Here is a 22,352-nt window from a genome sequence, read left to right on the forward strand (position 1 = left end):
CCAGCTAGTAATACGCCCAAGCCTGGGTCCGGTGTGTGTAGCAAATAGTTAGCCAGTCGGTGTCCGGGTATTAAACTAAGCCTTGTCTGATTCTGTTTGGAAAACCGTCGATAAACTGGTGGTGACGGCAGGCGCCATAAGTCCAAGACCTCTCAAGACCTATACCGATTGACAGGCAACCCACGGCGTTTGAATAACAATTATGTCTTCGAGAAGTTATTATCAGGCAAGGGGGCGCCAAGCTGGCGTTGTGCACAAATTTCTGTTGGTTAGGAATGTATACGCAAAGTAACGGCCTTCAGAGCAATATCAATCAAAGTTGGTTTGCTAGCGGTGAAGTAAAAAACGGCCTGCCAATTGATGATCAAGCCAGCCGTCTGATTCATTCAACGTCATCCAGTCACCGGCTATGAGTCTGGTCACGAGCGGGGGGCAGCTCGCATCGTCGAACGAAGTTTATGGAGTTCGATTGTGAGGAAAGTATCGAGGAGTACTTAGGCGATCTATGGGGAAAACTCATTCATATCAAAAATATTTGAGTGGGAATATTGTTCTTGTTGTTTTTTTGTACAGTCCTGTCTCAGGTTTTTGTCGCAGAACCATTGATCCATTAGTTGTTCATTTTGTATGTCGGTGAAGCTGTTAAGTTGAGCTGTGTTTCTGTTTGAGTTGTCACGAACTCGGATGGCTGATCCGCAAAAACTGGTAAAGCTGTTGTGTTTTATTGAGTTGTCGCTTGAGTGGTGTGCTAAATAAATAGAGTGCAGTAAGTTGCAGTCTTTGATGTTTTTTATATTTGTGAAAGAATTGTCGATGATCTCGTTTTTTTGGGAATTTACCAACCTGATCACAGCTGTGCTAGGAGGGGAGTTTAGAGACGTTTGCCCAATATTTTCAAATTGCATATTTGAAATTTTATTCTCGGCATTAAATTTACTTTGATCTTCTCTATCTCCTTCAATCGATATTGCAGTAACATAGTTTTTTATTTTTAATCCGTTGATGGTAACACTTGAACCAAATCCATTTGTGGAGATGATCCTCAACCAAGTAAGCTGCTGTTGATGTCCGTCGAAGCTCGGAAGGTACTCCCCACTTGATGCAGAGGTGAATTCGTAGTGAACTCCGTGCTTTGGGTGAAGAATTGCGGCTTGCTCGTTGTAAGTGCCTTCATGGATTAAAAATTTAATGGTTGTGATGTTTGGTGAAAAGCTGATGTAAGAATAGTCAATCGCCTGTTGAAGGGATGAGAGTGTCGGGCTTCCCTGAGTTTCATGTGGCCATATATGAATTTCAGCAGTGCTTTGGTTTTCAAGAGAATCTGCACGACAAATAATAGGGATGCTTAGGATAAGCATGGAAAGAAATTTGATAAGTTGGAGTTTTCCGAGGTGCATGTCAAAAAAAATACCGAATTGCCTATAGCATGCCGCGATATAGCTCATGGTACTTCTCACCGTTTTTCGACCAAAGACGTTTTTCGGTAACGAATGCAAAACCCTTATTCACTAAAGCTTGGTGTTTATGCTTGTCTAAGTATACCTCCAACATTGCTTGTGCAAGTAATGCTGGGCTGTCGGGCTGAACGTATACAGCGTGATCACCGTCAAGAATTTCTTTATACCCGCCCACGTCGGAACATATCAGATTTTTTCTATGCAGCAGCGCCTCTAGAGGCTTTAACGGAGTGACCTTGTCGCTTATCTCTCCAGATTTTCGGTAGTTTATGATGGTATCTAACTTGCTGTAGATGTTTTTCGCCTCGTCAGGGTGGAATTTTCCATGAAAATGTACTTTAACCCCGAGCGAGGCACTTAAGTCTTCAAGCGACTTCCGAGCGCTCCCATCACCATATATATGGAAGTCAATCGATATGCCTTTTTCGTTTAGGATTTTTAATGCTTGGAGTACATAATGCAATCCTTCAAGCTCTATAACTGATCCTATATAGCCAAACCGCTGCTCTACGTCATCTTGGCAAACAAGTTCGCTGAGTACTATAGAATCATCATCTATACCGTTTTTAATGGTTGCCACGGAGCGATTTTTATCGCCAGGGAGTGTCGTGACATATTCCGCTAAACCATCAGAGATTGTTACAATTCGCTGGCAACTGTTTAGGCAGTATCTTTCGAGTGCTGCTGCAAATATTCTAGTAAACCTGCTAGCTTTAAAATTTTCATTTTCGAACCAAAGACTTCTAAGTTCGTAAACAACTGGCTTCTTGAAAACCCATCCTAAAATAATTGCTGGAATAGCGCATAGAAAGGTTGCATGCGCATGAAGAATGTCCGGGTTTTCTTTTTTAATAATGCACGCCGTTCGGATAAAAAAATAAGGCAGCGTAAGCGTTTTTTTTATTTTTACGAGGAGGCTGCTTCCAGCGCCTACACTTAAGTTATTGAATATATAGCTTCGATATACTTTAACCCCAATGCTTGGGAAGTATTCAGCCTTTGTAGCCGCGGCCTTAGAGAATGGTTCTTGAAATGGTGATGTAATCGCTATGTTTTCAAATTCGCGCCCAGATGTCCATTTCAGAATCAAGTTGGTCCGGGTAGAAGATCCGCTAATATTAGGGGCAGACTGATGAAGTAGGTGTAAAATCTTAAGCATGGTTTTTTCTCAAGAAGAAAGCAGTGTAAAACAAAGCGATAATAGTGAACGTCACATATTCAGGTTTGGGGAAGCCTCGGTGAAAAAGATGAATGAACTGAAATATCAATATTGCGTACACTGCCGCGTACTTCGGATGTTTGATTGTCGCAGCATAGCTCCTTGATAGGGCGGCTGCGAGGATGATCATCCCTAGTACGCCGTAATATTTGTAGTCCAGAAAAAGACCACCAACGATCCCTGGCGTTAGTCCGCCGCCGCCGATGCGTCCTACCTCGTCACCAAAAATTTTGCCTGCTGCATCATGACTTCCCGGTAACAGTGTATAAAAATCCGAAAAGAAGATATTGCTTGTTAGAGCTAAGTTGTTATTGATAATTTGGTTTGCTAATCCGGTAGTTTCTTTAAAGGCAAGGTAAAATGGTAAGATAATAAAAACAAAAATTGATTCGCTCTGGAAGTACTCTCTTGCCATGTCGCCCGCTGAAGACCAGACCTGGCTATTATAGCGTCTGATATAAAAACCGGATGCAATGGTGACAAAGAAAGCTAAAAATGAGCCGCCGAAAATCTTAAGAAATTTTTTGCTTCGAAACACCGATTTCTTAATTGTTTCGCGATTTCGGCGATTGTTAATTAGGTTAATTGTTAGGAGTAGTGCATATGATGCCACAAACGATACTACTGTCCCTCTTGCCCCTATCAATATGCTTGGTAGAGATATCATCGCGACGATGCCAAATTTTCGACGTTGACTATAAGGCAGGAAGTATAAAATAGGAATAATTGGGAGCGGACTTCGAATGATATAGCCCATCCATGCTGGTATATTGAATCGCAGATCTTGGTTTAAGAAAATATTCCCAGTCGTAACCATTACCAGGGCTAAGGTGGCGTAGGAAATTGCAACATGTGTTAGCATGAAAAGCTGGAATGTACCAGTTTTCGTTGCTCGAACTCGTGTGAAGCTAGGAAGGGCGCTAGAAATTTTGGCACTGAACAACAAGTTCGTAATGACGAATGCGCCAAGATAAAGGTTGAACGCATACATTCCGGTGTCTGTTATTAATCCACGATAGTTTGAGATATTAAGTAGTGATATTCCATAATACCCGAAAATGAAATATAACATTATTTTCGAGTTTATGTCTTTTGCGCAGTACATGCAGGTCAGCAATGTTGCTATTAATGAGCAGTAATGAAAATAATAGTTGTCATTAAACAGGGTTGAGGTGAAAAAGAGTAATGGCAAAAATACGTAAACTAGAACCCTCATGACCTATGTCCTATCACTTTTGCAGGAACCCCAGCTACAATGGCATAAGGAGGCATGCTGTGGGTTACGACACTACCAGCGGCTACAACGCACCCATCTCCAATGGTTACTCCAGGTAGTAATATCGCATTGCACGCGATCCAGACATCATTCCCAATTGCTACAGGTTTTCGTTCATAACCCTGGTGTCGAACATCTATAGATTTGTCTTTATATACATGATTTTGAGAATATATAGTTACATTTGGACCTATTAACGTTCTGCTTCCTATGGAAACCCCTCCACCAGCGTTGATAAGGCAGTTTCTATTAATTGAGACGTCATTTCCAATTTTTAATTTTGACGGGGTGTCAATATGAATGCCGTCCCAGATTTTGACATTCATACCTTGCTTATAAGGTAATACTGCGTTTCTAATTCGGCATCCAATGCCACCGGGGATAATAGAGGTTAACTTCATTACCCACAAAATAATTTCATATTTAAGCATGTTGTTTAGAAAGCACCGTGTTTATAAAGATAATTGTTCTGGATGACCACAGGATTATAAATAATGCTAGCAGGCTATTTATTGTTATGTTGTTGTCTAGTGCAATAAATATTGCGGTAATTGCAATTATAGCGGCTGCTGAATAAAGATTTGAGGTCCAGATTTCCTTTGCCGATGCGCGACTTCCCATCACGGAGGAGAATATCGAGTAAATGCACTTGGTGCACACCAGTACATAGCTTAGTGTCATGTTTATCCATGTCACCTTTAGGTTGATTAGGGGCGATAGAGTGTAAACGGCTCCGCCAAAAATGATAAAAATTATTGTTATTTTCAGGAATAAGTTCCATGCTTTTCTTTTGATAAGATCGGCAGAAAAATTGTTCTTGAAAAATATCGCTTCTCTAAAGCCTACATAGGAAGCAATCATGTTGAATGGGAAAATTAAAACCATAGAAAAATAGACGTACTCTGCGAATAAGTCTTGGCCAGAGAGCTTTTCGGCAAGTACTCGATCGAATGTGCCCAGTACCGTCATTATTGCTAAAGAAAAAGAAAACGCTAGCCCGGTACTTATCGTTGAGCTTCCGGTATTAACTACTACCAAAGAGCTAATGTTTTTCTTGATTAAATATATATTCAGGGCGCCTGCTAGCACCATGCCGAATAGCAAAGTAGTCTGTAAGTTGTCGCTAAATTTGAAGCAGCATACTAAAACACCAAAGAATGCAGCAAATTTCCACGTTCCTGAGGAAATTTGAGCCTCTACAAATTCACTTCTCACTCTGGCTACGTTGTAGTTGATCAGTGAGAGGGAAAAGCTGAGCGTTAAAAGTAGAATCCATGGCGCGGCTAAGCTAGAGGGTAAGAGAGTTGTTGTTATTAATGGTGATGCAATGAGCGAAATTGTCATTGCGGCAATTATCGAAATTAATGACGTTTTGTCTATTTCTATCGTGTTGTTCGTATGTTTGCAGTAACGAATTATTAGTTGTTCCATTCCGCCCAGTGCAAATGAGCTTAATATGGTGGTGATGGTAATAAAATAGGATAGGAATAAATAGTCTTGGGGGGAGAGGTATTTTTTGGTCAAGATGTTTGAAAGGAACAGCGCTCCGGAACCCGCGCACATTAACAGGAAGGATGAATGCCCTAAGGCTTTTGATGCTATGTTTTTCAATGTTGCTCGATACCTCCCTGAGTGTTTGTTAAGGGACTTAATTTTTCCATAACCAAAGTTGCTGCCTCCCATAAAATTTTTACGCCCTTGCTGTAAGTATTTATGAAGTAAACTATTGTCATCGAATAGCCCGTTCATTTCTTTGCGCTCACACGACGGCTTTACGGGTGAGATCGGGCGATATTTTCAAGCACCCAGACTCGAATTTTTTGAAGTAATGGCAGTTGCACTTTCAATACGTTTTTTTCGCCAGAACTGGGTGTGAATACGGAAAAAACGCACCAATTCGAGTATGGCAACCTTGATATCCAGTACGACGAGAGCTGCCGAGTCGTCGTTTAAGCTCATCCGAGCTCGACCGCCGTCACACAGTCTGGTGACAGACATAGTATGGCGATTGAGCCCGGTGTGCTTTTCTGAGGCCAGGGCAACCTTAGTCGCTCACTGGTTCGCCATCAATAGATTCCGCGAGTGTCCACAAATGCGAGTTTCTCGATCTTGGCGATAGGTATTTCCTTGAATTCTTTGTGATCCACAAGCAATACCAACACATCTGTCTCCGACAGAGCTGTCTCAATGTCTGCAAAATTGAGCTTACCTGCCAGCTTGCTCGGAAGTTCACTGATATTTGGCTCTACTGCCAGTACCCGACCAGTATGAATTTCCGAGATTTGCTGAGTAATAGCGAGGGCCGGACTTTCACGCAGGTCGTCAATATCCGGTTTGAACGCTAAACCGAAGCAGGCAATTGTCACTTCGCGGGCAGTCTTTTCAGGGTTCGCCTGTAGGAATTGAGTAACGGCCTGTTTGACCTTGTCGATTACCCATTGTGGTTTGCTGTCATTCACTTCCCGGGCGCTACGGATCAGGTGCGCCTGTTCCGGTGTTTTGCTGACGATAAACCAGGGATCTACAGCAATGCAGTGGCCGCCGACGCCTGGGCCGGGTTGCAGGATATTGACCCTTGGATGACGGTTGGCCAGACGAATCAGTTCCCAGACGCTGATATCCAGTTTGTCGCAAATCATCGAGAGTTCGTTGGCGAAAGCGATGTTCACGTCGCGAAAGCTGTTCTCGGTGAGTTTGCACATTTCCGCAGTGCGGGCGTTGGTGACGATGCATTCGCCCTGGACGAAGATCTTGTAAAGGCTGATGGCCAATGCGGAGCATTTCGGTGTCATGCCGCCAATAACACGGTCATTCTGCACCAGCTCGTGCAGCACATGGCCAGGCAGTACGCGTTCCGGGCAGTGAGCAATGCGGATGTCGGAGCTTTCACCGTGGGTTTGCGGAAAGCTCAGGTCTGGACGAGCTTCGGCGAGCCAGGCAGCCATCTGTTCGGTAGCGCCGACCGGGGAGGTCGATTCCAGAATGACCAAATCGCCTTTCTTCAATACCGGGGCAATGCTTTTACTGGCCGATTCGATGTAGCTCAGGTCCGGTTCATGATCACCCTTGAACGGTGTGGGCACGGCAATCAGAAAGGCATCGGCGGGTTCCGGCCGGGTGGAGGCACGCAGGTAGCCTTCAGTCACGGCGGCATGCACCACCATGTCCAGGTCTGGCTCAACGATATGAATCTGACCGCGGTTGATGATATCGACCGCATTTTGATTGACGTCGACGCCGATCACTTGTTTTTTGCGTGAAGCGAAGACAGCCGCAGTGGGCAAGCCGATATACCCGAGACCAACGACGGAGATGGTTTTGAAAGGCATGGGACGTCCTTGAATGGTGTTGTGTAGATACGTTTTTCAAGCGAGATAACAGCCGCGCAAAGCAACGGCTGTTAAGTAAGGGAAGGGGTTAACGAGCGAGCAGCGCCTCGATGATGCGCTGGCAGGCATTACCGTCGCCGTAAGGGTTATGGGCGCGACTCATTGTTTGGTAGGCGGCCGTATCGGTCAGCAACCGGTTCAGCTCGCGGGCTATATCGGCGGTTTCAGTGCCGACCAGTTTCACCGTGCCTGCGGCAACAGCCTCTGGCCGTTCTGTGGTATCGCGCATCACCAGCACGGGTTTGCCCAGTGACGGCGCTTCTTCCTGAATGCCTCCGGAGTCGGTCAGGATGATATGTGCACGGCTCATCATGTGGACGAAAGGCAGGTAGTCCAGGGGTTCGATCAGGTGAATGTTGTCAATGCCAGTCAGCAGGCGATTGACGGGCTCGCGCACATTGGGATTGAGGTGCACGGGATAGACGATATCGACCTCTGGATGTTGCTGGGCAACCTCCATCAACGCCTGGCAGATGCGCTCGAAGCCGTCACCGAAACTTTCCCGGCGATGGCCTGTAACGAGGATCAATTTTCGTGCGGGTTTCAGAAATGCCGCCGGTGCTGAGGCTTGGGCAAACAGTGCCTGGTCCTGATCGAGACGCTTGACGACATCCAGCAGGGCGTCAATCACGGTGTTGCCAGTGACGACGATCGTGTCTGGATTGACGCCCTCGCGCAGCAGATTGGCTTGTGACGTTTCGGTTGGCGCGAAGTGCAGGTTGGCCAACGCCCCCGTGAGTTTACGATTGCCTTCTTCCGGCCACGGAGAGTAGAGGTTACCCGTGCGCAAACCGGCCTCCACGTGCGCAACCGGAATCTGCTGGTAGTAGGCCGCGAGGCTGGCAGCAAAGGTGGTGGCGGTATCACCGTGAACCAACACGATATCGGGTTTGAATTCTGCCAGGACTTTTTTCAGGCCCTGCAGGATCGCGCTGGTCACATCGGTCAGGTCCTGACCGGGTTTCATGATGTTCAGGTCGAAGTCCGGCTCAATGGCAAACAAGCCCAACACTTGATCGAGCATTTCACGGTGTTGGCCAGTAACGCAGACTTTTGCTTCAAAGCGTTCGTCTGCCGCCAGTGCCAACGCAAGTGGAGCCATTTTAATGGCCTCAGGACGGGTTCCAAATATGCATAAAGTCTTCATAGGGCGATCCATTGATATGTTCGTAACTGAAGGGGGAGAGATGTTTGGACTGACATAACAAATGTCGTTTCAGATCAATGTTGTATAAATAACTGTGGCCAAGTTTTCTTGGTCCAGAGAAATACGCCGAATTAACGGATAACCATCGACGGGGGCTGCACGAATTTGATTTTTTCCACGCTACCGCCCCAGGATTAACTGCCAGTCCCTGAGAGCGTCACTATTTATTAATGTGTCTGCATCTTTTTTTCAGCTGCAGGTAGCAAGGTGGAGTTGATACGGCTACCGCCATGCACTTCTGCTTGACGGTAGCGGGGTTAGATAACGGTTATTTAACTAAACGTTCTCTGATTTATATTCGTAGTTGTAGTAACCATAATCGGCATAGCCATATTTGGCCGAGGCACGTTTTTCAACGCCATTGAAAATGGCGCCTTTCAAATCAATGCCATTTTGCGCAAAACGACGCATGGTCAATTCAATTTCACGAACCGGGTTCAGCGCAAAGCGCGTCACAATCAAGCTGGTGCCCGACTGGCGACCAACAATCGCCGCATCCGTCACCGCCAGCAGCGGTGGGGTATCCAGAATCACCAGGTCGTACTGGGCGCTGACCTGGTCCAGAAAGGCACTGAAGTTCGCGTGCATTAGCAGTTCTGAAGGGTTGGGTGGTATTTGTCCGCGGCCGATAATGTCAAGGTGCTCGAATTCGGTTTTATTGATTGCGGTTGCCAGGTCGCAGCGCTTGACCAGTAAATCAGAAAGGCCGTTTTCAGCGGGAGTTCCGAACACTTTATGCAAATAGCCTTTGCGCATATCCACGTCGATCAGCAATACACGCTGACCGGTCTGGGCGATGACTGCGGCGAGGTTGGCGGAAACGAATGTTTTACCTACCTTGGGGCTCGGGCCGGAGACCATCAGGCGATTATTGCTGGCTTCGAGCATGGCAAAGTGCAGGCTGGTGCGCAGGCTGCGTAATCCTTCTATGGCCAGGTCGGTCGGGTGACTGCTGGCCAGTATGGGGGCGGCCTTGTTGGCGCGGCCTCGACCACTTCGAAGGGTTTTGTTTTCTTCAGTTTTTTGCAGTGTGCTGAAAGGAATGGATGCGTACACCGGCAACCCCAGCTGCTCGATTTGATCCGGATTTTCCACGCCACGATTAAGGGCTTTGCGAAAAAGCACTAACGCAGTAGCCAGAAAAGCACCGAACAGGGTGGCAATGAGTACGATCAGGGGCTTCCTGGGTTTAACGGGCTTTTTCAGATCCACATCAGCGGTGTCAATCAAGCGCACGTTGCCCACGGTGCCGGCACGCATTACATCCAGTTCCTGGGATTTATTCAGGAGCTGGGTATAGATTTCGGTGCTGACTTTTACATCGCGGGTGAGGCTAAGCAGTTCTTGCTGTGTTGAAGGCAGGCCTTCGACTTTTTTGGCCAGGCCACTCTGTTTGGCTGTCAGCTCGCCCAATTGGCTGAGCAAGGCCCGATAGGCGGGATGCTGACGGGTAAACTTGCGATCCATTTCCGCTTGCTGCAATTTCAGTTCGGAGATGCTGGTATCCAGTGCCACGATCTGATCGAGAATGGCTTTGGCTTCCAGGCTGATATCGATGGATTTGCTACGAATTTGATACTTGTTCAGGGCGTTTTCGGCTTTTTCCAGGTCTTGACGGACCTGAGGCAGCTGATCTTTCAGAAACTCCAGGCTTTGAGCGGCTTCGGCCGATGTCCGCTCGACATTCTGCCGTACATAGAACTGGGCAATTTCATTGAGGATTTGAATGGCTTCAGCCGGCTCTTCGCTCTCAAGAGCAAGCCCGATCATGCCGGATTCTTTACCACGCTCTGATACATCAAGCACCTTTTGGTACTTCAGAATACTGGTCAGGCGTGGGTCACGCACAATGCTGAACGTTGTACCAGGATTCGCCTGCAACACCTCGACCTGTAGTTTAATGCCGTCCTGGTCATAGGCTTGGCCTACCTGGCTTTGGACCAGGACATTGTCGTCTTCATCCAGCAACGTGAAGCGACCGTTGTCACCGGTGACCAATGTAAGCGTCTTGCTCAGGAGTTCTTGTGGGAGCTCGAGCTGAAATATTTTCAGGGTTTCGCCACCCCAGGCATAGCTGCTCATGCCAAACCATGGCGTCGCGACCGTATCAACGGTGTCTGGCTTGAACCGGCGAGCGATAAAGTCGCCGATCAACGGAAAGCGGTTAGGCTCGACGGTAATATCGAGCGATAGATTGTCGACAACCTTGCCGATGATGGCGCGTGACTTGATTAATTCAATTTCTGTGGCTGAAGGTGACTCTTTACCCAACATGCTGTTGATATCGGAGAAGCCTAGTAAGTCATTTTTCTTTGCCTCCACCTGTATCAAGGCAGTTGCCTGGTAAACAGGATTGGCCAACACCGCATACGCCGTGCCAACGGCCATGGAGGCAACAGTGATCCCGGCAATCAACCATTTATGATCGACCAGTGTCCCGAGTAGGCCCATAAAGTCGATTTCATCATCGTCATGTGAGGTTAATGCTGGAGTTTGCTGCATAAGTGAGTTCTTTTTTAACAAGTATTCGGGGGAATGGTTTAGCGTGCGAGACGCTTTGCCCAGGCGGTTGCTGCTTCTTCAATCAACGCGTATGCATGTACAAAGGCAGGTTTGCCTTGACGGTAGGGGTCGCTGATTTCGCGGTTGTCCTGCCATTTGCCCAGCAAGAGGACCTTGCCTCGCGCTTCAGGCGCGATCTTGAGAACACGGTCTATGTGCGACTGCTCCATCACCAGGATCAGATCCGATTCGCTGATGGCTGCATGGGTCAGTTGATTGGCCTTGTGCTCTTTTGGCAGATGGCCATGCTCTTCCAGTACGATCCGGGCGGTGGGTTCGATCGGGTGATCTTGTAGTGCGCCAAGACCGGCGGAGCTAACTTCGATATCGGACTGCCCCAGTGCTGCTCGCAACAAATGTTCGGCAGTGGGGCTTCGGCAAATGTTGCCAATGCAAACGATTAGAATCTTGTTAAACAAGGCAACCTCCCTGGAAATTTCACACTTGCGGTGATCGTGCAATTGGAAAGACTGAAACTATGCTTTTCTTCAATGGCACTTTTGTGACGGCTTGCAGCTATTGGGTGTGTGCCTCTTTCCGTGAGGAGTTACCGTGCTGGATGAAGCTTTTGACTGCGAAGACTCTGGCCTGCTGGGATCCTGACTTGGGGCGTGCTTGACAGTTTCTATGCTAAAAATCATAACTGGCAATCCACGACAACATCAACCATTAAATGCCACGCAAATATTGAATGCATATGGCAGAAAAAATTCCATATATAAAGTCAGATATTAAATAACAGTTAAATAACATTATCGGTTTTGGTCTGACGATTTATAACGTTTTTGTATTTTTTGTGTTGTCCCGTATTGGAGTGTGTTAAACGTCTTGATAGGTAGTTTGATGCTGAAGATGTTTGGGATTTTGCCTTGGGCGAAGGATTCTCTGGCGTTCGTGTTTTGCTAATAAGTTTCGCAAGTTTTTGAAGGGTGAAGTTTCTATGATCGGCCAACTCCGTTTTTCAGGTGCATTTCCATCCCTGGGAGAAACCCGTCGCAAGATCGATGAGAAAACCACGGAGCGACTTGACCACATAGGTGCAGAAGGGGCTGATTGTGTCCATCCATAGTGCTTCGGCTGTTCAAATGACCTTGCCTGAGGGTCTCACCTCTAGCGCATGGTATCTGGTGCAATGCAAGGCGAGCCAGGACGAGCGTGCAGAGATCAATCTGGTAAACCAGGGGTATACCTGTTTTCGCCCTACGCATCGGCGCGAGCGTGATTTGCAGGGGCGCAGGAGGGTTGTTCGCGAATCGCTGTTTCCGGGTTATCTGTTTATCCAGCTCGGCGCAGGTGAGAGCTGGGCGCCTTTGCGTTCTACCCGCGGTGTATTACGAATTGTCAGTTTTGGAGGCAAACCGCTACCCGTAGGTGATGACTTGATCGCACAACTTCATGAGCACGATAGCGGAGCCCCTGTGGAGGCCCGGTTTGCTTGTGGAGAGCGGGTGCGTATTAACGAGGGGCCTTTTGTCGATGTGGAAGCGATCTTCCTGGCGATGGAGGGCGAGCAGCGAGTGTTGCTCCTGATGACATTGCTGCAACGTGAGCAGAAAATCAGCATGCCCTTGGTTGGTATCAGTAAGCATTGGCTCGGAGCATTGCTCCCGGCCAGCTAATCAACAAGCAGATAGCGTTCTGGCAACAAGGTCAGTTGCCCCCGTCTTCACTCCTCCCTCCCCAGCAGGCATTGAGTTTTATTCACAGCGCCAGGAAAGCAGCGGTCTCAGCCAGGGCCGCAGCTTTGCGGCATGGCTGACGCTCCCGTTGGCGAATGCAGTGTTTGTCGCCACGCGATTACCCCGGACCCACTTTTTTAGCGGACAACTGCTGCTGTTGCGCCTGCCTGAAGGTAAGCCCGGGCGTGCCGGTACCGCCCTGAATCTGGTCAAAAAGCTGTACGGTATCGAGCGGAGACTTAAAAGAAGTTGGCGATGAACATCGCCAAGAGAGCCGGCAGCAGAACAACCTGCCGGTGTTGGTGCAGTTGCAGGTATGGCTGGAGAAGGCCCTGCCTCAAGTGACGGCGCAAACGCACTGGCTAAATGGTTTGCGCCCCCTGGTTAACCTGCAGGCGCACCCTCAATAAATGTCTTTTGACAGCAAGGTGAACGGCGTCTTCACCAGGATTTTCACATCCAGCCACAACGACCAGTTGTTGATGTACTTGAGGTCGATCTCGACGCGCTTCTGCATCTTGTCGATGGTGTCGGTCTCGCCGCGGCAGCCGTTGATTTGAGCCAGCCCGGTGATCCCCGGTTTGATTCGGTGGCGAGCCATGTAGGCGAGAATCTTGCCGGAGTAGTAGTTGTTGTGCGCAACGGCATGAGGACGTGGTCCGACCAGCGCCATATGACCTTGCAAGACATTGAACAGCTGCGGCAACTCATCGATGGAAGTGCGACGGATAAAGCGCCCGATCGGGGTAATCCGCGAGTCGTTACGACTGGCTTGCTTCACCTCGTGATCGTCATGCACGCGCATGGAGCGAAACTTCCAGACTTTGATGACCTTCCCGTTCCATCCGTGGCGGTCCTGTTTGAAAAATACCGGACCATGGGAGGTGAATTTGACGGCCAGGCCAATGATCAACAGTAACGGGCTTAAAGCGATAATGGCCATCAGCGCCACGCTTTTATCGAGCAGGCTTTTGCTCAGCGCGGCAGTGGGTTGGCTGGTCAGCGGGCATTCAATCAAGTGGATTGCCGGCATGCCATCCACATCACTGACCGAGTGATTGAGCAGCGTCAGGCTGTTCAAGTCCGGGACCCAGACAACATCGACGTGGGCATCCAGCAAATCGACATACATTTCTTCGATTTGTGCCGCTTCGCTCAGGGGGAGCGTGATGTACAGGCGTCGGATGTTATGCGTCTTGATCAGTTCGAGCAGTTCGTCTTGCGGGCCTACGACAGGTAATGCGCCTGTCTCCGGCGAAGGCGTGGTGTCGGAGCTTACCAGGCCGACCAATGGGAAGTGCTCGAGGGCACGAAGCTTGTTGGCCAGTCCCAGCGCGAGCTCGCCAGTACCCACAATCAGCGTTCTACGCTCAATTTGACGCGCCCGTTGGTAGTACTTTGAAAAACCATGCAGCGGGACGTACAACAGCGCCTGTCCGATGTAGCTGCAGACCGCCCATATCAGAATGATTTGACGAGAAAACAGTTCATTGGCCTTGCAGAGAAAGGCGACAATAGCTAACGCTGCCAGTGTCATTGACCAACCCATCAGTAGTCTTATCAACCCCTCCAGGTAATTGTCCTTCTTTGCATAGACGCCGCACCATGTATAGGCCGGAACCGATGCAAGCACAGTAAGCGTTGCGCATACTCGATAATAGAACTCTACCGTTCCATTCTGGTAATAAACCAATAGAAGTAACAGGGCGACTACAAAGCCCTGACCCAGTGCCCACTGTCCCCAGAAGGTCAGTCCTTTGAGGGTGGTATTTCGATTGATACGAAGATTGTTAACCATACGGTATCCCCAAAATACGTCCATTCGTGTTTCGACAGACAAGAGCCAAAATCAATGCAGTAAGAGTTATTGTTCATATTAGATGGCGGTGCATTGACGATCGAAGCGCCAAAATAGCGGCGCAGTCATCAGTGGGTAGATTAATTTATTGGGGCGAGCACTGTCTGACGACTTTTAACGAGTGGTTTCTGTATCTGGTTGATATGTCTGGGCGAGAAGGGCGTTAGAAATAGTCTGGATTCAGCTTTTATAACGCGGATTTACAGGAGGGTGCTGAGGGGGCATGGAGGGGATAAAATGGCGTGCTTTATTGTTGTTGTATTGCACTGCCGGAGCGAACCATTTTAATTGTTCAGGCTAGATTTTTACGCGTACGATTTTTTGTATCAGGCAGTACCCGCGATTCCTGACTGCACGAAAAAGGCGTTCGCCGTTGCTGGCGTTTTTAAACTTTTCCTGTAATCGGCTCAGGCACATTTCCAGACCCCGATATTGCTCAGGTTCTCTGCCGATGCTACGGATAAGGTCCTCCTTGCTGACCACGCGATCATCATGGTGCAGCATCTTTTTAAGCAGCGTGGCCTCAAGGCCGGTCAAGACAATTTCCACGTCATCTTTGATCAACGCGCCGCTGACATCGCTCAATCGCCAGGTTTCCGCCACCGGAACGTGCGGTTTGGCCGGTTGGGAGACGCATTCCCTGGTGTCATCTCTGGAGTTGACTGCGGTTGATGTGAAGTGAGTAAATTTCGTTACGGATTGAGCGGCTTGCCATTCGGACTTGAACGTCGAAAGTACGCGCTGAGTATCATGCTTGATAACCGGAGGAACCATTCTGGCCACTTGCGGGGAAATGAGTTCCATAAGCTTGGGGGCGGAAGTGGGTGGAGCAACACCTTCAAAAAACATCTTTGCCTGTGACGTGCCGTAGCTGTTGTATCGCTTGCTGGACAGTAATGCCTCAAGCTCTAGTTGTAGTGCGGGGTTGTGGGTAACCACAACAAAGTATTTTCTGGGGAGGTTTGTGCTGCTATCCATGGCTCTCTCCTTAGGTGCACGTCTGGGTGTTGGTTCAAAGGTTGTCGGCAGGGGAGTAATGACTCCCCTGGAAGTAATCAAAGGGCAACGCGCGAGCCAGTATATGGCTGGCAGCATGCTCGACTCTGTCCGCTATAAAGGAGACTTTTGTGTTGTGAGTGAGCATGGTCATGCGTTCGTGCAGGCGATTGAATAACTCTGGATTGCCACTGAGCTTGAGGCTCAAGTCTAGAGAGGAAATCGGGATCTTTATATAGTCGAATAAATTCAGGGTTGTAAAGATTTCGATACTTTCATCGTCGATTTTGTAGTCGTCGAACGCGATTTCTATGCCGTGATCTTTCAACAGATATATGTTGTGAAGGATTTTCTTTTTTTCAGCAAAACTGATTGCCGAGAGGGGGAGTTCATTGAGTGCGATAACCAGCGTCTGGCCGAATTCGCGCAGAGCGGCGCCGGTCTGTATCAACTCTTCCGTGAGTGCGGAGTTGGCGAGATCCGACTGTCCTACGCAAACAAATCTACGGCTCAGGTATTTATTTCCGTTAGCCGTGTTGCGGTCTTTCAGCGAAAAGGCAATCAGCCTGGTTTGCATCAGTACTTCACTGTAGATCCCACTCATCTGATACGGCTCAGGCGCGCAAGTCGCGGAAACAGAGTCGTCAAAATGTATTCTGATCTCGCTGCCAAACGGGCAGTCATCCCGAGTGAGGATCAATTGTCGAGACAGGTAATGCTCTGCGTGATCATAGATTGGCACGCTCCCTGTTGCGCTCATAATACAGAAACTCCCTTCTACATTAAAAATCAGGTTGTCGAGATCAGACCCCTGATTAAACGATATCCATGCCCGCGGATGCTTTGAATGGCGTTGGTGCCATACATGCCTTTTATTTTGCCTCGAAGGCGACTGATCGACTTTTCCAAGGCTCTTGGGTCATAAAAATTTATATTCAGCCCCATGATTCTGGCGATTTCATCATGGCTCAATATCTGGTTTTTTGTCTGAGAGAAAGCCTCAAGGATTTTCATTTCTGCAAACGATACATCCAGTTTTTTATAGTCGCCAATAAGGCACATGCGAGTGGGGTCCAAAAGCAGATTATGCTTTTTTTGCCATTCTGGACTGTTAAAAAATTCGGACAGCGCGTCAGTATTTTCGTCTGCAGAAGTGTCGCAATTAATACAGTAGTCGGCCCCGGCAAGATAATATTTCATCTTGTTGTAGGTGCCTCTGCCGGTGATGGCTATGGAAATTATTGACGCCAGATTTTCGGCGCGAATATTTTCTACCAGGGTGAGGCTTTCAACAAACGCTTGTGGGCTGTCGATAACGATAAAAATTGCCCGGTACGAATCAGGACTCTTGTTTCTTTTGAGTGGGTTGCTAAAGCACATTGTATCAACGGCAATATCCTTGCCTACGTGACTTTCGACTAATTCCCTGAAGCCCTCAGCTAGCGTATGGGTTCGTCCAATGGTGAGAATACCTGTCTCCTCCTTCACGTCACTGTGGCCTGTAGTCGTTATTTTCCCTGTAAGCATCATGCTTTGACTCGGATGGGTGCTGGCATTTGAATGTTAAAGCACCAATTCTCGTTTGTGACTGACAATTGGTAACATTTCACTGTTTTTTCAGACGGTCGTCTCGTTTTTTTAACATTGCCGGTGATTCTGGCGTGATCGGTTGCCCGCCTGTGGTTCGAGATGCCTAATCATCGATGGCAATCTCGTGATTTGACATGGTATAGCGATGTGCCATCTTTTGTCCCGGCCCCCGCATTTTCGCACCAATACGACCGTGCATGTCGCTAAAGTTCCCGTTACTTGAGTTTTTTTGATTGGGTGCCATGAGGCTGCAAGGATTTGTTGTCTTAAGTGCGGGGTATTGCTCTTGCTTGACTCGGTACCATCCAATATTAACTGTTATATAACGCTCCTGTTGGTGGTGTCGGTCATGGACGTTTCATAACATAGAGTTTTATTAGTCGGCCTAATGCGCTTTACTTTCGTGTTGGCGTTGAATTAGAGCGAAGGCGCCGCATTGGTATTTGTCGATGAGGGGGGATTGATGGATCTTTGGACAACCATAACGGTGTTGATTTTAGGGGTGGTCGAAGGTCTGACGGAGTTTTTGCCTATATCCAGTACAGGGCACCAGATTATTGTCGCGGACTTGCTCGGCTTCGGCGGTGAGCGAGCCATGGCCTTTAACATCATCATTCAATTGGGCGCGATCCTCGCGGTTGTCTGGGAGTTCCGCCGCAAGATTCTCGAGATCGTTACCGGCTTGCCGACCCAGCGCAATGCACAGCGTTTCACCTTGAATCTATTAATCGGTTTTCTCCCGGCAGTGGTCCTGGGGGTGTTGTTTGCCGATAAGATCCATGAGTATCTGTTTAATCCGATCACTGTAGCTGTGGCATTAGTGGTGGGTGGCATCATCATGTTGTGGGCCGAGCAGCGGGAACATGTGGTGTATGTCGACCATGTTGACGATATGCGCTGGACTGACGCCCTCAAGGTCGGTTTCGCACAATGCCTGGCGATGATTCCGGGCACTTCGCGTTCTGGATCGACGATTATCGGTGGGTTGCTGTTTGGTCTGTCACGTAAGGCTGCCACGGAGTTTTCGTTCTTTCTGGCGATGCCGACCATGGTCGGTGCCGCAGTGTATTCAGGCTATAAGTATCGGGACCTGTTTCAGGCTGGCGATCTGCCAGTGTTTGCGCTGGGTTTCGTCGCGGCGTTCTTTTTCGCCATGATCGCTGTACGCGGTTTGCTCAAGTTCATCGCCAGCCACAGTTACGCCGTATTCGCCTGGTACCGGATCGGATTCGGTTTGCTGATTCTGGCAACGTGGGTATTCGGCTGGGTTGACTGGAGCGGGGCTGCAGCGCTCTGACATTTGCACCAGGCTTGCAGGACATGCAGCCTGGTCCGCAGGGCGCGGTTAACCGTTAACGCCCCTCAAGCAGCCCCGCCGCTTGATCCAGCAAGGCCAAAGGCTCTTTGGCCTTGTGGATATCCACCGACAACAACTGCCGGAACTTGCGCGCCCCCGGGAACCCGGTGCCCAGCCCCAACACATGTCGGGTGATGTGGTGCATCGAACCACCGGCATCGATATGCGCTGCAATATAAGGCCGCAACTGCGCCAACGCCTCGGCGCGGCTGATCACCGGCGCCGTGCTGCCAAACAGCTGTTGATCCACCTCGGCCATCACATAAGGGTTGTGATACGCCTCGCGGCCCAGCATCACGCCATCGAAGGTCTGCAAATGTTCGTGGCAGGCTTCCAGCGTCTTGATCCCGCCGTTGAGAATGATCTCCAGCTCCGGAAAGTCTGCCTTCAATCGCGCCGCCACGTCATAACGCAGGGGTGGAATGTCGCGGTTTTCCTTGGGTGACAACCCCTCCAGGATCGCAATCCGCGCGTGCACGGTAAAACTGGTGCACCCGGCATCCCGCACCGTGCCGACGAAATCACACAGCTCCTCGTAGCTGTCCCGCCCGTTGATCCCGATACGGTGCTTGACCGTCACCGGAATCGACACCGCATCACGCATCGCCTTCACACAATCGGCCACCAACTGCGGATGTCCCATCAGGCACGCGCCGATCATATTGTTCTGCACCCGATCGCTCGGGCAGCCGACATTCAGGTTCACCTCGTCGTAACCATGCTCCTGCGCCATGCGCGCACACGCGGCCAGGTCCAGCGGCACGCTACCGCCAAGCTGCAACGCCAGCGGGTGCTCGGCCTCGTTGTGCCGCAGAAAACGCTCGTGATCGCCATTGAGCAGGGCACCGGTGGTGACCATTTCGGTATAGAGCAGGGCGTTCTTCGACAGCAGACGCAGGAAATAGCGGCAGTGGCGGTCGGTCCAATCCATCATGGGCGCAACAGAAAACCTCCTGGATACCGAATTTGTTGGATAGGCTAGGTTTTCTGTGGGTTTCATCGGCATTTAGCTACTTCTCATTTGCTACGACTTACTACGGTTTTTGCTTAGTGTTGAGAGAGCCTTGCTGCAATGTAGCAACGCAAACCACTCGTGCAGCAAAATCCAAGGGATCAATCACCGTTCGCAAGCGCAAGAATGGCTCTGCAGCGTACACCGCACAGATCCGCATCAGGCAAAGGGTGTGACAGTTTATCAGGAAAGCCAGGCTTACGATCGCAAGACCACGGCCCAAGTCTGGCTCGGGCGGCGCGAAACTCAGTTGGCTGCTTGCCGAGTTTGGATCGATTGTGCCGCAAGGAATCACCCGCATTGCTACGCGACCCCCGAGTCGTAATCGAAGGTGCGGCTTATGAGCTACCGGTCTCGTTCCGGCAGCTTATAGAGCGATTGATCGAGCACTTTCAGGTGCTGGAAAAAGAAGTCGAGGAGATGAGTCGCGGATCAAGGCATGGCACCGGGCCGACGAGATCAGCCGCAATTGAGGCGTTGACCGGCAGGGAGCGTCCATATGCGCCGGCATGCTTGGGCGCGCGATTACCTGATGCGTCGAAACCCCTCGGCCTCCCGTTTCCGGGGTGCCGAGAGCAATAAAGCCGGTAACGCCAGTCAGATTTTACTGAAATTGACACAGCAGTAGCCCATATCGTCCTTCTGCTGCGCCTGCCGGAAATCATACGGCACCCATTCGCAGCGCGTGACCAGGCCTGGGCTATTCAGTCCTTTGAGAAATGGCAGCAGCCTGCCGTTACTCAAGTCGCCACCGTAGCCAATCTCAGACACGTAGAGCACGTGGATAGGTTTCTTGTCGCGCAAAAAGGCAAAATATGTCATGTGGTCCACTACGACATTTTCTGCCGACTCTGCAGGGATGCCACATGACGTCCCCAGCTTACTGATTGAATCCAAATGAAGCTGAGTCCCCAGCACCGGAATCGAAAGCGGCTGCCCTGGCAAACTCGATTGAGCGAAGGAGGAGTTGCGTGTAATGCCAGGGGTCACGAGGGTTAACAGTGTCACCATCGACGCCATGGATAGCAGCAACAACAGTGAATAGGCTGTTAACGTGAGGGGGTTACTCGGCTTCACTGCGCGCCGGGAATGCATCAAAAGGGCGGTGATGATGATCGACACAGGCATGAATTGAATGCCTGCATAAAAATTCTGGATGTTGTAAAAAAACGCATTGATTAAATCCGCGCCGACCAACAATAGCGCCAGCACGACAGGCGCAGTTACTTGGCGGCGAACCACTTGCAACAGAAATACCAGGATGCTTACAACGTGGATTCCGATAATAAACGCGTACAGGGAATAATAAATGGCAAGATTGAGGTACGGCAACAATTCAAAGCTGTCAACGATAGGAGGCAACCAGCCTGATTGAAAAGTGGCATTAAAGGTCAGATGTATCAGCAGCCGGTCAGGAAAGCTTATTAAATTGTTGTATGCGGCGCTGACAAACTCAACTGGTGCAGAGAACAACATACCCGGTAACAATGTGTTGGCCGCCAGCATTTTTTGAATGTACGGCGCATCCTGACAGCCCGCCAGCGCATTGAAATAGTGAAAGTTCTGAACGCACAGAACCACGACGAACAGCCACAAACCATAGCGAATCGCTTTGTGGTAGTTTGCCGTCGCCAACCACACGGCCGCTAGCGCGAATGGCGCATAGAACATGCTCTTGGGGTGCGCATAGAAAAATAACGTCAGCAACAATGCAAGTCCGGCAGTCATCGCCACCTGCGCGCGCGCAGACTTCCGCTCCTTGAAGAAGAGTGCCAACAAACAAAACACCAGGATCGGCAGCATCAGAAATTGTTCAGGACGCGACAAGACCCACAGATAGGGTAGGACACCCAGTGAAGCCACCGCGACCAATCCAGCGAAACGCTGAAGAGCCCCTCCAGCATCACGCGCCTGCGTCAAGCACCAATAAGCGAGCAAGGCAAACCAGATCAGCGATAAAGTAATACCGCTCACTCTCAAGCCAAAAGGACCCAGGTGGGCATAGATCGCCGACAGTAATATGCCGGCCGGATAGAATATCCATGAAACTGTCCGCCCTACAGTTGTTGTGCATTGTGGATAAAGAGTAACTGCATTCCCGCCCTCCAGAAAGAGCCGCGCAACCCTGAATTTTGTCATGACTTCATCGGAGTAAACCGGAAGAAATACCCCGCTGAGTAATACAGCAAAGAACAATGCCAGAACAATTATTGGAATTTTATTTGTTAAAACATCTCTCATTCTTCAACACCCGGTCGATTTAAAAATCGATTATTCCATCTTCGTCAGTAAAGGTTTATTAATCGGCGCCAATGATAGCCCAATCCCGGCGTTGGACCTACATTGCATCCATCGAACCTGAAAGCTCTCTGGAAACCCCGAGTAAGTCCTTGGATGTGCTGAAATGCGCTCTGACTGCCTGAAGCGAGCCCCGCATGAGCGAGATGAGATTTTCCGACTTCGAATATGCCTGCAAGTGTGAGCAAACCCGGCATGAGCGTTTTCTGGCTGAAATGGATCGGGTGGTGCTTCATCTGCTGCAAAACTGGTTTGCATTGGGCGATCCGGCGATGGAAGAGGCGTTTTATAAAATCACTTCGTTGCGCCAGTTCGCCCGGTAATCCCTCATTTTTAGTACTCGCCAGAAGTAGCGGTCAGGTCATTGGTGTGCTGAGCGGTTAGTGCATTTAGCTACTGGTAACGATGTACCGTGCATCCAATGTCATGGGTGCAGCTACGCAGTGTGCAGA

17 protein-coding genes and 2 pseudogenes are annotated in these 22,352 nt (G+C 49.4%); 4 read left to right on the forward strand and 15 right to left on the reverse strand.

What is annotated here, in order from left to right; translation table 11 throughout:
* Window positions 1–503 precede the first annotated feature (503 nt).
* The 9 genes from ACCD00_RS02005 to ACCD00_RS02045 form a co-directional block, all read right to left on the reverse strand.
* Window positions 504–1,445, reverse strand: coding sequence for a hypothetical protein (locus ACCD00_RS02005; RefSeq protein WP_413421477.1), 942 nt, complete (start codon window positions 1,443–1,445; stop codon window positions 504–506).
* Window positions 1,420–2,616, reverse strand: a complete 1,197-nt coding sequence (locus ACCD00_RS02010) for a glycosyltransferase family 4 protein (RefSeq protein ID WP_413421479.1) — start codon at window positions 2,614–2,616, stop codon at window positions 1,420–1,422. The genes ACCD00_RS02005 and ACCD00_RS02010 overlap by 26 nt, the downstream gene beginning before the upstream one ends.
* Window positions 2,609–3,667: a hypothetical protein gene (locus tag ACCD00_RS02015; protein ID WP_413421481.1), complete on the reverse strand. Its 1,059-nt coding sequence runs from the start codon at window positions 3,665–3,667 to the stop codon at window positions 2,609–2,611. The genes ACCD00_RS02010 and ACCD00_RS02015 overlap by 8 nt, the downstream gene beginning before the upstream one ends.
* Before the next feature lie 221 nt (window positions 3,668–3,888).
* Complete coding sequence (locus ACCD00_RS02020; RefSeq protein WP_413421482.1) at window positions 3,889–4,383, reverse strand: DapH/DapD/GlmU-related protein; 495 nt, start codon at window positions 4,381–4,383, stop codon at window positions 3,889–3,891.
* Window positions 4,376–5,701 carry a hypothetical protein gene (locus tag ACCD00_RS02025; protein ID WP_413421484.1) on the reverse strand — a complete coding sequence of 442 codons (1,326 nt, stop codon included), beginning with the start codon at window positions 5,699–5,701 and terminating at the stop codon, window positions 4,376–4,378. Before ACCD00_RS02025 ends, ACCD00_RS02020 begins: the two co-directional genes overlap by 8 nt.
* 317 nt (window positions 5,702–6,018) lie before the next feature.
* Window positions 6,019–7,281, reverse strand: a complete 1,263-nt coding sequence (gene wecC / locus ACCD00_RS02030) for a UDP-N-acetyl-D-mannosamine dehydrogenase (RefSeq protein WP_413421486.1) — start codon at window positions 7,279–7,281, stop codon at window positions 6,019–6,021.
* An 88-nt stretch (window positions 7,282–7,369) separates the two neighbouring features.
* The gene (gene wecB, locus ACCD00_RS02035) at window positions 7,370–8,488 is read right to left on the reverse strand and encodes a non-hydrolyzing UDP-N-acetylglucosamine 2-epimerase (protein WP_413421488.1); all 1,119 of its coding nucleotides are present in this window, start codon (window positions 8,486–8,488) and stop codon (window positions 7,370–7,372) included.
* Window positions 8,489–8,824: 336 nt separating this feature from the next.
* Window positions 8,825–11,050, reverse strand: coding sequence for a polysaccharide biosynthesis tyrosine autokinase (locus ACCD00_RS02040; RefSeq protein ID WP_413421490.1), 2,226 nt, complete (start codon window positions 11,048–11,050; stop codon window positions 8,825–8,827).
* Between the two features lie 38 nt (window positions 11,051–11,088).
* A complete protein-coding gene (locus ACCD00_RS02045; RefSeq protein ID WP_413421492.1) occupies window positions 11,089–11,529 on the reverse strand; it encodes a low molecular weight protein-tyrosine-phosphatase in 441 nt (146 codons plus the stop codon).
* 666 nt (window positions 11,530–12,195) lie between these two features.
* On the opposite strand from ACCD00_RS02045, the gene rfaH reads away from it, so the two are divergent.
* The gene (gene rfaH / locus ACCD00_RS02050; RefSeq protein WP_413421494.1) at window positions 12,196–12,729 is read left to right on the forward strand and encodes a transcription/translation regulatory transformer protein RfaH; all 534 of its coding nucleotides are present in this window, start codon (window positions 12,196–12,198) and stop codon (window positions 12,727–12,729) included.
* Window positions 12,730–13,192: 463 nt separating this feature from the next.
* Here rfaH and ACCD00_RS02055 read toward each other — a convergent pair whose 3' ends face one another.
* From ACCD00_RS02055 to ACCD00_RS02070, 4 genes are all read right to left on the reverse strand, one after another.
* Window positions 13,193–14,587 carry an undecaprenyl-phosphate glucose phosphotransferase gene (locus tag ACCD00_RS02055; RefSeq protein ID WP_413421496.1) on the reverse strand — a complete coding sequence of 465 codons (1,395 nt, stop codon included), beginning with the start codon at window positions 14,585–14,587 and terminating at the stop codon, window positions 13,193–13,195.
* 357 nt (window positions 14,588–14,944) lie between these two features.
* On the reverse strand, window positions 14,945–15,625 hold the full coding sequence (locus ACCD00_RS02060; RefSeq protein WP_413421498.1) for a helix-turn-helix domain-containing protein: 681 nt from the start codon (window positions 15,623–15,625) through the stop codon (window positions 14,945–14,947).
* 34 nt (window positions 15,626–15,659) lie between these two features.
* Window positions 15,660–16,247: an EAL domain-containing protein gene (locus ACCD00_RS02065; protein WP_413421500.1), complete on the reverse strand. Its 588-nt coding sequence runs from the start codon at window positions 16,245–16,247 to the stop codon at window positions 15,660–15,662.
* A 185-nt stretch (window positions 16,248–16,432) separates the two neighbouring features.
* The gene (locus ACCD00_RS02070; RefSeq protein ID WP_413421502.1) at window positions 16,433–17,173 is read right to left on the reverse strand and encodes a winged helix-turn-helix domain-containing protein; all 741 of its coding nucleotides are present in this window, start codon (window positions 17,171–17,173) and stop codon (window positions 16,433–16,435) included.
* Between the two features lie 523 nt (window positions 17,174–17,696).
* Between ACCD00_RS02070 and ACCD00_RS02075 the strand changes: the two genes are divergently transcribed.
* Window positions 17,697–18,530, forward strand: coding sequence for an undecaprenyl-diphosphate phosphatase (locus ACCD00_RS02075; RefSeq protein WP_413421556.1), 834 nt, complete (start codon window positions 17,697–17,699; stop codon window positions 18,528–18,530).
* A 55-nt stretch (window positions 18,531–18,585) separates the two neighbouring features.
* On the opposite strand, the gene dusA is transcribed toward ACCD00_RS02075, so the two are convergent.
* Complete coding sequence (gene dusA / locus ACCD00_RS02080; protein ID WP_413421558.1) at window positions 18,586–19,590, reverse strand: tRNA dihydrouridine(20/20a) synthase DusA; 1,005 nt, start codon at window positions 19,588–19,590, stop codon at window positions 18,586–18,588.
* 53 nt (window positions 19,591–19,643) lie between these two features.
* Here dusA and ACCD00_RS02085 point away from each other — a divergent pair.
* Window positions 19,644–19,858: pseudogene (locus ACCD00_RS02085) on the forward strand (hypothetical protein); the annotation flags it as partial.
* A gap of 341 nt (window positions 19,859–20,199) precedes the next feature.
* Here ACCD00_RS02085 and ACCD00_RS02090 read toward each other — a convergent pair.
* Window positions 20,200–21,843 (reverse strand): hypothetical protein, encoded by a 1,644-nt coding sequence (locus ACCD00_RS02090; protein WP_413421504.1) that lies wholly within the window; start codon window positions 21,841–21,843, stop codon window positions 20,200–20,202.
* Window positions 21,844–22,037: 194 nt separating this feature from the next.
* Here ACCD00_RS02090 and ACCD00_RS02095 point away from each other — a divergent pair.
* Window positions 22,038–22,220 (forward strand): annotated as a pseudogene (locus tag ACCD00_RS02095) (IS5/IS1182 family transposase); the annotation flags it as partial.
* Between the last annotated feature and the right edge of the window lie 132 nt (window positions 22,221–22,352).

The sequence above is a fragment of the Pseudomonas sp. Pseusp3 genome (assembly GCF_047304225.1).
Lineage (GTDB): Bacteria > Pseudomonadota > Gammaproteobacteria > Pseudomonadales > Pseudomonadaceae > Aquipseudomonas > Aquipseudomonas fluorescens_CD.

Bases quoted from the DNA above. Each gene is read 5' to 3' on its own strand.
- ACCD00_RS02005 (WP_413421477.1), bottom strand. From the start codon at position 1,445: ATGAGCTATATCGCGGCATGCTATAGGCAATTCGGTATTTTTTTTGAC.
- ACCD00_RS02010 (WP_413421479.1), bottom strand. From the start codon at position 2,616: ATGCTTAAGATTTTACACCTACTTCATCAGTCTGCCCCTAATATTAGC.
- ACCD00_RS02015 (WP_413421481.1), bottom strand. From the start codon at position 3,667: ATGTATGCGTTCAACCTTTATCTTGGCGCATTCGTCATTACGAACTTG.
- ACCD00_RS02020 (WP_413421482.1), bottom strand. From the start codon at position 4,383: ATGCTTAAATATGAAATTATTTTGTGGGTAATGAAGTTAACCTCTATT.
- ACCD00_RS02025 (WP_413421484.1), bottom strand. From the start codon at position 5,701: ATGAACGGGCTATTCGATGACAATAGTTTACTTCATAAATACTTACAG.
- wecC (WP_413421486.1), bottom strand. From the start codon at position 7,281: ATGCCTTTCAAAACCATCTCCGTCGTTGGTCTCGGGTATATCGGCTTG.
- wecB (WP_413421488.1), bottom strand. From the start codon at position 8,488: ATGAAGACTTTATGCATATTTGGAACCCGTCCTGAGGCCATTAAAATG.
- ACCD00_RS02040 (WP_413421490.1), bottom strand. From the start codon at position 11,050: ATGCAGCAAACTCCAGCATTAACCTCACATGACGATGATGAAATCGAC.
- rfaH (WP_413421494.1), top strand. From the start codon at position 12,196: ATGACCTTGCCTGAGGGTCTCACCTCTAGCGCATGGTATCTGGTGCAA.
- ACCD00_RS02055 (WP_413421496.1), bottom strand. From the start codon at position 14,587: ATGGTTAACAATCTTCGTATCAATCGAAATACCACCCTCAAAGGACTG.
- ACCD00_RS02060 (WP_413421498.1), bottom strand. From the start codon at position 15,625: ATGGATAGCAGCACAAACCTCCCCAGAAAATACTTTGTTGTGGTTACC.
- ACCD00_RS02065 (WP_413421500.1), bottom strand. From the start codon at position 16,247: ATGAGTGGGATCTACAGTGAAGTACTGATGCAAACCAGGCTGATTGCC.
- ACCD00_RS02070 (WP_413421502.1), bottom strand. From the start codon at position 17,173: ATGATGCTTACAGGGAAAATAACGACTACAGGCCACAGTGACGTGAAG.
- ACCD00_RS02075 (WP_413421556.1), top strand. From the start codon at position 17,697: ATGGATCTTTGGACAACCATAACGGTGTTGATTTTAGGGGTGGTCGAA.
- dusA (WP_413421558.1), bottom strand. From the start codon at position 19,590: ATGAAACCCACAGAAAACCTAGCCTATCCAACAAATTCGGTATCCAGG.
- ACCD00_RS02090 (WP_413421504.1), bottom strand. From the start codon at position 21,843: ATGAGAGATGTTTTAACAAATAAAATTCCAATAATTGTTCTGGCATTG.